This is a genomic window from Microcystis sp. LE18-22.4A, assembly GCF_027531105.1.
GTDB classification, from domain to species: Bacteria; Cyanobacteriota; Cyanobacteriia; order Cyanobacteriales; family Microcystaceae; genus Microcystis; species Microcystis aeruginosa.
Map to the genome: position 1 here is coordinate 1 of NZ_JAPZRB010000038.1, position 10,713 is coordinate 10,713.

Annotated in this window: 12 protein-coding genes; 3 read left to right on the plus strand and 9 right to left on the minus strand. The window is 36.6% G+C overall.

Annotated features, from left to right (window positions below; all coding sequences use genetic code 11):
* Nucleotides 1-19 precede the first annotated feature (19 nt).
* Nucleotides 20-421 (minus strand): DUF6933 domain-containing protein, encoded by a 402-nt coding sequence (locus O9295_RS01745; protein ID WP_288031200.1) that lies wholly within the window; start codon nucleotides 419-421, stop codon nucleotides 20-22.
* A 183-nt stretch (nucleotides 422-604) separates the two neighbouring features.
* Between O9295_RS01745 and O9295_RS01750 the strand changes: the two genes are divergently transcribed.
* The gene (locus O9295_RS01750) at nucleotides 605-1,567 is read left to right on the plus strand and encodes an NYN domain-containing protein (RefSeq protein WP_288031203.1); all 963 of its coding nucleotides are present in this window, start codon (nucleotides 605-607) and stop codon (nucleotides 1,565-1,567) included.
* A gap of 74 nt (nucleotides 1,568-1,641) precedes the next feature.
* On the opposite strand, the gene O9295_RS01755 is transcribed toward O9295_RS01750, so the two are convergent.
* Nucleotides 1,642-3,507 carry a hypothetical protein gene (locus O9295_RS01755; RefSeq protein WP_288031206.1) on the minus strand — a complete coding sequence of 622 codons (1,866 nt, stop codon included), beginning with the start codon at nucleotides 3,505-3,507 and terminating at the stop codon, nucleotides 1,642-1,644.
* A 424-nt stretch (nucleotides 3,508-3,931) separates the two neighbouring features.
* Here O9295_RS01755 and O9295_RS01760 point away from each other — a divergent pair, with 424 nt between their 5' ends.
* Complete coding sequence (locus O9295_RS01760) at nucleotides 3,932-4,132, plus strand: hypothetical protein (RefSeq protein ID WP_008197491.1); 201 nt, start codon at nucleotides 3,932-3,934, stop codon at nucleotides 4,130-4,132.
* 304 nt (nucleotides 4,133-4,436) lie between these two features.
* Nucleotides 4,437-6,986 (plus strand): WYL domain-containing protein, encoded by a 2,550-nt coding sequence (locus O9295_RS01765; protein ID WP_288031209.1) that lies wholly within the window; start codon nucleotides 4,437-4,439, stop codon nucleotides 6,984-6,986.
* A gap of 255 nt (nucleotides 6,987-7,241) precedes the next feature.
* Here the strand turns inward: O9295_RS01765 and O9295_RS01770 are convergent, their stop codons facing one another.
* The 7 genes from O9295_RS01770 to O9295_RS01800 are packed head-to-tail and all read right to left on the minus strand — an operon-like array spanning nucleotide 7,242 to nucleotide 10,541.
* Nucleotides 7,242-7,442 carry a hypothetical protein gene (locus tag O9295_RS01770; RefSeq protein ID WP_287732134.1) on the minus strand — a complete coding sequence of 67 codons (201 nt, stop codon included), beginning with the start codon at nucleotides 7,440-7,442 and terminating at the stop codon, nucleotides 7,242-7,244.
* Nucleotides 7,439-7,891 (minus strand): hypothetical protein, encoded by a 453-nt coding sequence (locus O9295_RS01775; protein WP_008197488.1) that lies wholly within the window; start codon nucleotides 7,889-7,891, stop codon nucleotides 7,439-7,441. The genes O9295_RS01770 and O9295_RS01775 overlap by 4 nt, the downstream gene beginning before the upstream one ends.
* Before the next feature lie 30 nt (nucleotides 7,892-7,921).
* Nucleotides 7,922-8,389 carry a PH domain-containing protein gene (locus O9295_RS01780; protein ID WP_069473765.1) on the minus strand — a complete coding sequence of 156 codons (468 nt, stop codon included), beginning with the start codon at nucleotides 8,387-8,389 and terminating at the stop codon, nucleotides 7,922-7,924.
* Entirely contained in the window at nucleotides 8,376-9,023 is a 648-nt protein-coding gene (locus tag O9295_RS01785; protein ID WP_288031214.1) for a hypothetical protein, read from the minus strand. Before O9295_RS01785 ends, O9295_RS01780 begins: the two co-directional genes overlap by 14 nt.
* A 1-nt stretch (nucleotide 9,024) precedes the next feature.
* Nucleotides 9,025-9,600, minus strand: a complete 576-nt coding sequence (locus O9295_RS01790) for a hypothetical protein (RefSeq protein WP_288031216.1) — start codon at nucleotides 9,598-9,600, stop codon at nucleotides 9,025-9,027.
* Between the two features lie 9 nt (nucleotides 9,601-9,609).
* The gene (locus tag O9295_RS01795) at nucleotides 9,610-9,906 is read right to left on the minus strand and encodes a hypothetical protein (RefSeq protein ID WP_190721266.1); all 297 of its coding nucleotides are present in this window, start codon (nucleotides 9,904-9,906) and stop codon (nucleotides 9,610-9,612) included.
* Nucleotides 9,903-10,541, minus strand: coding sequence for a hypothetical protein (locus O9295_RS01800; RefSeq protein WP_242034605.1), 639 nt, complete (start codon nucleotides 10,539-10,541; stop codon nucleotides 9,903-9,905). The genes O9295_RS01795 and O9295_RS01800 overlap by 4 nt, the downstream gene beginning before the upstream one ends.
* Nucleotides 10,542-10,713: the final 172 nt, after the last annotated feature.

The window sequence follows — 10,713 nt, forward strand, 5'->3', positions numbered from 1 at the left end:
AGATTAAAACACGACCGTTTTATTGTACTCCCTTCGATTGATTCAAGAGATTTTGGTAACATTCGGTCGGGGTACGGTAAGATAAATATTTAAAGGGAGTCTGATTAATTATTTCTGCAAATCTTTCGTTATCAACCGCATTGTACTGATCTAATTTAGGGATTAAATTCTTTATGTTATTCATGGAGCCTACCAGACTCCTATTCTCGGATTTGAGATAATGAATTTCAGGGGAATCACCCTCTTGCCGGTCAATGGCGGTAATTTGAGCGATAATTCTCTTAATTCCCTGCTTGTACGAAGAAATTAAGGTGTATAAACTCTTTTCCTGAGTAATGAGAAAAATACCTCGCTTCCTGAGATCGAGGACATCAATTCGCCAAGTATTAATATCGGCGATAAAATCTTCTCTTGACTGCACTTCTCGTTGAAGTCTTTCGGCCGCTTTGCTTGATAAAATCAGAAGATGGGCGTTCGCATGATATTGCTTGAATCCCGTTAAAACCCCTATTACGATAAAAATTGTTCACACCTAGTTAGGGCCGCCTAATGGGGCCGGGTGGAACTCATTTATCCGTACACACTATACTCAAAAGAAGAAAAAATGATGAAAACCTTCATTCAAGTAGCTTCTTCTCTGTTCGTTAGTGCGATCGTTTCTTCGGGTCAACTGGATCTGATGATAGTAGGAACAGCGCTCGCGACCGCCACTTCTACCTCTGCGATCATTGTTACTAAAGAAAAAAAGAAAATCAAGACTCTGATTGAAGGAAGTCTGACTAACTCCCAAACTATGATTAAGGGGATCGAAAAAATCGAAAAAGAGGTTAAAGCTGTCACACACACAACAGAAAAAGTGGCTAAAGAAGTCAGAACCCTGAAAACCAGTAGCCGTTTACTGGTAGGCGCAACCCAAAAAGTTCAACATCAACAAAAGCTAACGACTGCAACTCTAAATCAGCAACAACAACAGTTAAATCAACTTACTCCCCAAGAGAAGCCAACCCCAGAGATAGAAACTGAGAAGCGCGTCATTCCCCTACCCCAAAAAAGACAGACGGTGACTCACATCTACATCGATGGTAACAATTTCAGCAAAACGACCGAAACACTAGGGTTAGAAATTGACTGGAAAGCCTTAAAAATTGCTCTGGTGGAACCAGCAGAACAGACAGATACTTTTACTTTAAAGTATTATACTGGACTCCATGAGCATCTTTCTCCGAATCAAAAACAATGGCTTCATCACTTAAAACAACTTAACTACGAGGTAATCACTTTCCCTTTATCACAACGGGAAAACGGATGGAAAACTCTTGGCGATGATTTAGCGATGGGGTTGGATTTAATAGAGGCGGTTAAACCAGGTGATCGCGTTATCTTAGTCACTGGTGATGGAGATTTCATTCCCTTGGTTGAGAGACTACAAGCACGCAACGTTGATGTCAATGTGGTTGGTGCTTCTGTAAACACTAATTCTCGCTTACAAGCATTACTAAAACAGGACTTTATCCCCCTAGAATCTATCAGTGATCAGATTGTTAGACTTAAGAGACTAACCGCTTAAAAGTCACATCTTCCACCGTTTCTGAAGCTGGTCTTGAAATTAATCTTGTCCCCGCCTTTGCGGGGATTCAAGGGTTAAATCAATTGTTGACAAATTTCATCTCGTAATTGGCTATAGAGATAATAGGGAGTATTTTCATCGCAACCGACATAAGGAGATGATTTTTGTCCAAGTAACTGATAAGTGTGGATAGCAATATTGAGAACTTCCCCTAAAATATTGTTAGGATGACAAGCTTTATGGGGATTAGCTTTATATTTATCTTTGTCGTCAGTCCAATTTCGTTTGTCTTCTTCCCATTGTTGAATCATAGTTTGTACTGATACTCCTCTGCCACTATGAATGAGCGTATTTCGATTATCAAACCAATAATCTAATTTTACCAAAGAGTCTAGAATCTGTTGCCATAATTCAAGGCGATCAGGATGATCAATTTCTATTAAGGTTTGAACAAAATTTCTCTTACTATAACGATTTCCTAATTTATATTGTTTCTTATGATAAACTTCTTCAACTTTTAAGATATTTTTTAGTTTGGCAATCGCTCCACTATCCCCTTGACCAAACTTGCCTTTAATAATAATCTCAAGGGGATATTCTTTTTGATTTGTTATGGCTTTACAAGTAGATGTATGCTCCTTATTTATTTGAGTTTTCTTATATTGCCAAGTGACTTCATATGCACCAAAATTCTGTTCTAGCTCCTCAAATTTATTACAGACTTTATATCGTTGATCTGCTTGTCCTCTGACAAATACCCAATCTTGATTTTGATTATTATTTCTCAAGTATTTTTGTCCGCCTAAGCCAATAACTAATTCATTTAAAGTGACTTCATAAAAAGAACTTAATCGGATTAGAAAGTTAGCGATTTCATCTAGTTCCCAATAAATCCGACATTGAGTATAAAGATTTAACCAAAAGTTATGCTCCATTTTATCATTATCTCTCACGGCATTTTTATCAAGGTTAAAACAGCTAACGGCAAAATCAAGGCTTGTGATAATTTCTGTTAACTTTTCTTGCTCTTTTTGGGTGTCACTGGCTATTGCAGAAACTTGTTTTGCTAAATAAATCAAAGTTTCTTGCCAATCTTTAACAATCACTCTTGCTCCGTCAAAATCCCATCTTTTTTGTAACAGTAACTTAACGGTTTGATATTTTTGATTCCGTTGATAAAGCCAATAAGAAGTTAGTTGACATTCAGAGTTTTTGCCCTCTAAAAGTTGATTAAGGTCTAAAATGGGGTCAATGAACAGAATATTTTTAAAATCACTGGCAATTGCTTGAATTTTGAGTGCAGTTTTTTGGTGCAATGTTCCCCCTTTAACATTGACTAAAATAGTTGATTCTTGGGATAAATTTTCTTCTAAATAAATCTCATTCAACTGATTATAGTAGTATTCAAGAACTAAATCTTCAAGGTTAGGATTTTGCGGATCTAAATTAAGTTGTAGCTCTTTTTGAATTAATTCAAAAGCAGGATATTCCTGTTGTACCCACTGTTGAATAATCTGGAACAAATAAATGGTATCTTGAGGGTGTGAAGTCGGTTGATTGGTGACGAAAATATAGGCTTTAGATGCTCCCATTGCTACTGCTTTTTGGATTACACTTCCAATTCGAGTCGGTCGAATAAGAGAATGCCATTTAGGGGACTCTTTTTGATAGCTTGATTGTAGAGCTTTGGTTAATTCACGAACTGGTTGTTTTTGGGGAGGAAATCCTAAATCTTGGTAAACTTGACTATTAGGAACATAGTTAAAACCTTGATACATATTGTCCCAAATAGTTCGACGCTCATTATCTAAGTCTTTGAGTTTTTTATTTAGATTAGGTTCATTCGAGAGAAAATCAATAGGAAGATAATAATTTTTGCTATCTACTGTTACTTTAATAGATAAGTCAGAAGTGCCAAGGTTCGCAAGAAGAATAGTCATATTTATTAACTGTAAATTAATGGCTAATGACGACGTTACCCTAAATTAAAGCTTATGAGAGTGTATTTGGTGCGAACACCGATATCTTCTCTGGGTTGAGTTAAGAAACTCCATATTGAAAAATTTCAGCAAGGGGTGGGAGTTCGCATGAAATGGTCATTATTTCTCGTTAGGGATTATTAAGCTTAATTCAGGACATTAGCCCACCGTCTATTATATCAGGGCAAGCCCATCTTAACAATCCTTGACAAAAGGGACTTTGTGGGGGTTGCTTACCCACGATTCAGGCATATTTGAGGAGAATTTGCCATCTCAATTGTTAAGCAAAAATCGACCCATTTGGTCAATTTGGTAACTATTCTGATTGGCTGGTATCGGCTGAAAGCCCATGCGGATCACAAAACTGGCCGATTGTCAATAGCTTTTGAGATGCTCTCACCCTGTACATAAGACAATTCCAGACATCTTAAACATTATTCTCAATCATCCTTTATTGCAATTGAGGAGAGACTATAAAGAACAGTTTATTAACACCGATCAATACTATATCTATTCTGCGGTTAAAACACAGGTGATTGCTATTTTACTGAGCGATCTTAAATGGCTAGAAAATGTACGGCGATAGAACGTACTTATATGATAGGATTGACTCAGATAGATATACTTTAATTCTTTATTCTTCTGCTGTGGAGGTTTAGATGAGTCCAGAACGAGTCACAGATTCAACCAGAATATGGGAGCATCTCATTTATGCAAGTGAGTAATTATACTTGTCCCTAAAACTTGATTCTGGTAAGGCTTTCAAAATAGCTTGACATAAAGCTTAATTTAGGAGTTACAGATGCTCCCTAGAATATCAACTTCCTGAATCAGAAAAGGGAGCGATTGGACAAACTGAACTTACCCATAGTAACGAATCAATCAATTCTTTGACTCAAATTGAACAATTATACCGTTATTTTACGGCCTTTCAAACTATGATGAAAAAGCTTGTAATTTGTCACTTTTTGATTGGACTTCCTGCAAGCGGTAAATCAACGTTTGCTCAAGTTTTGGCAGAAGAAATTAATGCTGTCGTAGTTTCAACCGATGAAATTCGGGCGCAACTTTATGGAGATGCTGCAAATCAAGGAATTTGGGCGGATATTGAGGTAGAAGTCTTAGATCAAATTAAAACCGCCGTTGAAAAAGATCAACCTGTCATTTATGATGCCACTAATGTCATGCGCCCGTGGCGACTTGATTTTCTGTATAAAACGGTTAATTTATTTAATATTCAATGGATAGGATGGCATCTACAGACTTCTGTGGAAAAATGTAAACAAAGAAATCAACAACGTGATCGCCAAGTTCCTGACGAAGTGATTGATAAGATGAACGCTAATTTACAAGAAAATCCCCCAGAGTCTAACGAAGGACTGTTAAAAATCTATCCTGTTCCTGTTAAAGACAATAACTTTGATCTTGACGAAATTTGTACAATTCTCACAGGATTCAAGCGTCTTTTAGCTAACATAGCTAACTTGAATAAGAATAAAGTTTTTCACCCATATTCTCGTTTATTAGACTTTGAACGATTAATGCACTTAATGTCCGTCATTATTAACTACCCAGGGATTGGGAATTTAGCGGAAACTGAACCAGAAAACCTGAAAGAAATTTTAGAAGTCGAAGAATTACCTCAGTTTAGCACTTCAATTGAGGAAATTTGTGCAGTAATTACTAAAAAGTATCATGCTATTTATGCCCATCCTAAAGCAATAGAAAAAGACTTATATTGGTTAGAAAAAAATGGGATTTTAGCCAGAGGAGATATAGCGGCTAATTTAATTGAGATAGAGTCGATTGATTATCCTTATTTAATTAGTCATCGTTACAATGATTTAGAAAAATTTCAACGGTTAATAAAAACGATTCGTTTTATTGTTCATCATCCTTTTTTATGCGAAGAAAATAGCAAACCTTCGGTGACAACAGAAACAGGTTTTAGGCAAACTAGCATTGTTAAAGCGATGTATAACTATGGCTTATTTTCTGGCAAGATTGATATTGAGAATAAATATCAAAGACGTCCTCTAGAAAATAACTTTCGAGAAGATATTTGTCATTGTATTAAACCTTATCAACTTTTACCTAATTTTGCTATGAAGAAAGGCTACTTTGCAGGAACAGGTATTTTATCTCAATATGAGTTAAATAAGCTCTATCAATCTCTCCGATCCCATTCAGTAGAGAAATATTTTAAAGATCCTCTTGCTGCCGAAATTTATGATATATTTAAACAACGATTAGAGAATTCCAAACTTTTAGAAGGAGAAGCCCCTTATTCTACTCGCTTAATTGGCACAAAATCTATTGTTGATGTGGAGAAATATCAACAACAATTTGAACAGTTAGAAGAAGCGATAAAAAAAGGAGAATTTTTGAAGTTTAGTCATGTTCAAGGAACAGCCAACTGGTCAGATCAACAACCACAAACCTTTACCGCTTACCCTTTACAAATTGTTTTTCATAATATTGCATGGTATTTAGGGTATGAAATAGGTGAAGGAGACAAAAAAGGTTTATTTGCTTTCGCAAGAATTGATAGAATTCGATTTCAACAAGTAAATACTCAGAGAGATATAAATGAGCAAAAGAAAGCGTTAGATAAGCTCCATAAACTTTATGATGCAAGTGCAGGAATTTATTTAGGCGATGATGTTGCAAAACAGCGTCAGTATTTAGATTCCCAACAAGGAAAGAAATTAAATGTTACTGTCATTCTCTACGCCACAGAACTTGCGTTTAAATTTATTTGTGAAGGAAATCAAAGATTTCAGAAAATAGAAATGTCTTTACCTGATTGGTTAAAAGGAACGAGTTATGAACGCAAAGCGCTCGCTACGCGAGATCGTGGAATTTTTAAGTTAGACCAAAATATTCCTCCCTATCAATATACTATTAAAGTTACTGTACCCGAATGGTCTTTAATGGACATTGATCTCATTCGTTGGATTTCGGGTTGGGGAAAAGAAGTTAAGGTGATTGAACCTCAATCATTAGTTGACAGAATTTATAGTATTGGAGAGGGAATTACTAATATTTATCAAGATATTGAACTGATTTGTTGTGACTTAGAAAAAGTCAATGACTTAGTTAAAAATAAGGAGGGAAGCGACTATCGATTTATTTCAATTAAAACCCCTAATGGCAATGCTGAACCTCAATCTGTTCAATCTGAACTTAACATGAATCCTGGGCGTATTCACCCCCTTATAATAAATGATATAACTCAATTTAATGAGGAAGATATTAAAAAAACAGTGGCTTTCATCAAAAAAAAGAAAAAAGCTTCAAAAATAGTGGATGGTTTGCGGTTTTTGATCTACTCCCATTCAGGAATTAACCTTGCTAGTGAAGTGGCGATCACTATCTATAGAGAGTTAAAGCAAGATACTGAATTAACTAACTTAAGAATATCATTGAATTATCTTTAAATCACCGTCAATAGATAAGGATTTAACAGTGTTAAATCCCTACAAAGGTTAATAAATTCCTAATCGTAGGAACATAATATCATTATGTTTTAATATTACTGTGCTGAAACGATAAAAAAATTGATGGTGGGCAATCATTTAGGCTATACCATGCAGAATTAATAGAAAAAAGGGATTGCCAATCAAGAAAACTGTGCAATCCCTTAATTGATTTTAAAGCCAAAATTAGACTTTATTTTTTGCAACTCTTTTAGTTCAGCTATTGACCAAATTATTTATTGTTGTAGTAGCATTATTTTGCTGAAGAATGACTGATTTTGGCTGTTTATTAACCATTTGTTGTTGGCGAAGTTTTTTAGTTTTTGTGGCTTTTTGGCGCGGGTTAGAATAGAGGGGATAAAAACGCTTGACAGATAAGCTTTGAGGACGTTCAAGAGCTTTTGACTTTGACTTCATTCAAAGGCATCAGCAACATAATCTTCAACAGAGTCATAGACATCAGAAACATAATCTTCAACAGAGTCATAGTAGGATTCCACAGAGGTAGAAAAGGCTTCTCCACCGTTTTGCCAGATTCCCCCACTATCGTTATAGAAATGGTTCCATAGTTCTGAACTATCGCCCTTATGTCCATCGTATTCATTAGCAGTTCCTCTCATTCCTGCGTATTGATGGTTTTCGTCGATTAGATTACCTGAATCATCGTAGAAACACTCTTGTTGTGGACTTTCAGGCGAAGGGTCTTTATTTTCTAAGTATCCCTCCATTCCCCCGTGAAATGCGTATTTGCCAAAGGTATTGTCATAAGAACTCCATATATCTTTATCTTGTAGTTCTGGACTATCTATTGTGCTGGGACAAGAAGTATTAGTCTCGCCGTTAGTAGATGTGTTTTGGTCAGCCATATTACTATTTCCTTTTTTTGAGATGATTGATTACTGCCAAGAGCCTGGAATATCAGGTCGATTTCTATGTCGCTCAATATTGACTTGCTGTTGAAGAATTTCATGCAGCTTCAAGGCATCTGTAAGCGAAATTGCCTGAATAACCACGAGTTTGTTGTTTCTATCTGTAGAGTAAATGTAAAGATTTGCTATTCCAAACAAACGATAAAGAAATGGCTTTAAAATGCGTAAATCTGTTACACGAAATAGCCAAACTTCGTCGATTTCTTGGTTAAAAAGTCCCGTAATAGTCCTAAACCGTTGAGTTGTAAACATATATTCGGTTCGTTGTAGAGTTAGGTACTGCCAGGCTATAGAAAAAAGAGGAATTATGAAAATTATTCCACGGAGGTTTTTCCAACTTAAAAATACTGACCAAGCTTTAGGTTTCAAGGCCACGATTGGTTTTTCCGGACGAGGAGCATAGCTCGCTCCAAAAGGGGATTCATTCAATTTCATGGTGAGCAGCTCCATTTCTATATTGAAAATCTTCTACTTTTGATTCGCCGTACACAGTAACGATGGAGAACTTGGTTAATTCAAGGCTAAATTTTTTAACCTGTTCCTGCAATTCTCTCAGTCTTTGCTCTAAATCGTGCATTAGCTCTTTTACTCCCATTTCATTCAGTATTTCTTCAATTTTATTGCTATCGGCTAATGAACCTGACCAATATGATGATGTTCTTAGTACTGATTTGAATTCCAATTCTAAGTTATTTAATCTGCTGATAGATTTTTCATGATTTCTGACTTGAGATTCAGCAAATTCTAAGTCTTCTTTAACTGTATTTATTGCCAAGAAATAGGAGGGATTTGGAGCGTTAATAGCCCGGGGATAACTGTGTAGAGATTCTGCTTGTTTCCGAATTTCTTCAAGCTTTTTATCTCTCTCTGATAAACAGTTTTCAAAAGACCGTCGGTGGTCTTCCTGAATTAATTTTATGGATTTATGGAGAGAGCGGCAAGCGACTCTTTGCTGAAGGATTTCAACCATTTTAGATGGTGACAGACTTGCATCTGAGACATAAATACTCGTCAGTTCGTTTAAATCCTGAGAACTCATCTCGTTAATATTTATCAATCTAATATTCATTTTAGACGTCCTCATAATACTGTTGATATTTTTTTCTAAGTTGTGTAAGCGCTTTTGGGTAAACAATAAGACGTCCTTTGAGGATTCCCGTTGCTAAGTTCAATAATCCTGCTAGGATAGGAGCAATAGACATGAACCAGGGCAAATCCTCTCGTTCTATTAATAAATAAGCGCTCACAATAAACTCTGTGATTAGGTAAATGATACAGCCAAGACGATTAATAATTGAGATTATTGATGTTTCTAAGAAAGGTGCTTCAAAAAGTTGAAACAGATAGATGTATGTTTCCAGTCTCATCGTCCCAAATCGAGTTTGACTCAGTCTTTCTCTCTGAATATTAATCCAATTTAAGGTAGATCTCGCAAATCCTTTGAGGCGTTCACGCATATACTCCTCGCTAACTTTGGTGTCGAAAAGAATACAGGCTATCAAGGAAACTGGAACGGCAAACAATATTTTTATATCGTCCCAATCCCCCGGCACTAAAACCATAGCCGTGTTAAAGTTTAAGAAGGCGATGATGCTCGTGACCAACAAAGAACAGAAATTAAAAAAAGAGAAAGTATCTCTAGGCATAAAACTCCTTTAGTATAATTCACAAATTTTAATAATCTGAAAGCGGCAGAACTCGGCTGCGGCAACTCTCCTCTGTGCGATCGCATAGCAAGGAAAGCGTTGTAACAGGTCTTCCTGATCTTGGGGATGAAGGTCCTCAGCAATTAGCCGATTGAATTCCTTTGATTGATTGATATTGACTCTTGCTTCCGACTCTGGCCACGGGTTAGATTCTGATTCTCGTTCGGTGTGGCCACTGGCATTAGATACATGGGGACTATTCCAACCGTTGCCCTCAAAGTGAGGGAAACTATCTGATTTTTTCATAATTTTGCCTCAGCTTTTCTTCTAGTTTCTTGGATAGCGTTCTTAATAACAAATTCCACGTCAGTATGAGCATATGTAACTGGGAGACCTTCCAACGCAGTTTCTAGCTCTAAGCGAAATGATTCGCCGCCGTTGTTTGTAGCATTCAAAATGACTACAGAGCCACCTTTTTCAATGACATTTTTAACGGTAGTTCTCCAATCTTGAGGGCAAGGTGATTCCCGCTCGTTGGTCTCTATAAGGACTAACAATACACCAGGTTTTTTTGATGACTGAAAAATTTTATGGGCTGTGCGAACAGCTGGACAGGCCAAAGTTCCCTGTTTTTGGGTGGTTCTTACGGCTCCACACTGTTTTTTCGCATCAGTTGGATTGGTGGGGGTAAGATTTTCAAAAAAGTCCTGCTCGCCATTGACTTGAATAACTTTCAATTCATCACCACGCGAAATGGATTCTGTTATACCCTTACAGGCTTTCTTGGTTGTCGTCTTAAACTCTTCGTTATTTTGTCCACTTATAGATGTGTCTTTTAAGAGAACAAGAGCGATCGGATTCTTTTGTGAACAAGATGGCAAAACGATAAGTATGGAGACAGTCATAAATCGAAGGAACGATCGTTTCAGACTATTTTTCATAAAATTACACGGTAGTACACTTTTCAGACTCAGGGAACTCTATCTTCCCCTGCGTCTTGATTTCGATTCTAGAACCTATCTGAAGAAAAATCGGAGTGCTGATGCGAACACCGAAAGGATGATGAGAGATCAACCCTGAGCAACAAATACAGAGCTACCAGAGTCTGCTGCT

Coding starts and splice junctions, on each gene's coding strand:
- O9295_RS01790 (WP_288031216.1), bottom strand. CDS start 9,600: ATGCCTAGAGATACTTTCTCTTTTTTTAATTTCTGTTCTTTGTTGGTC.
- O9295_RS01785 (WP_288031214.1), bottom strand. CDS start 9,023: ATGAATATTAGATTGATAAATATTAACGAGATGAGTTCTCAGGATTTA.
- O9295_RS01800 (WP_242034605.1), bottom strand. CDS start 10,541: ATGAAAAATAGTCTGAAACGATCGTTCCTTCGATTTATGACTGTCTCC.
- O9295_RS01755 (WP_288031206.1), bottom strand. CDS start 3,507: ATGACTATTCTTCTTGCGAACCTTGGCACTTCTGACTTATCTATTAAA.
- O9295_RS01770 (WP_287732134.1), bottom strand. CDS start 7,442: ATGAAGTCAAAGTCAAAAGCTCTTGAACGTCCTCAAAGCTTATCTGTC.
- O9295_RS01750 (WP_288031203.1), top strand. CDS start 605: ATGATGAAAACCTTCATTCAAGTAGCTTCTTCTCTGTTCGTTAGTGCG.
- O9295_RS01780 (WP_069473765.1), bottom strand. CDS start 8,389: ATGAAATTGAATGAATCCCCTTTTGGAGCGAGCTATGCTCCTCGTCCG.
- O9295_RS01795 (WP_190721266.1), bottom strand. CDS start 9,906: ATGAAAAAATCAGATAGTTTCCCTCACTTTGAGGGCAACGGTTGGAAT.
- O9295_RS01775 (WP_008197488.1), bottom strand. CDS start 7,891: ATGGCTGACCAAAACACATCTACTAACGGCGAGACTAATACTTCTTGT.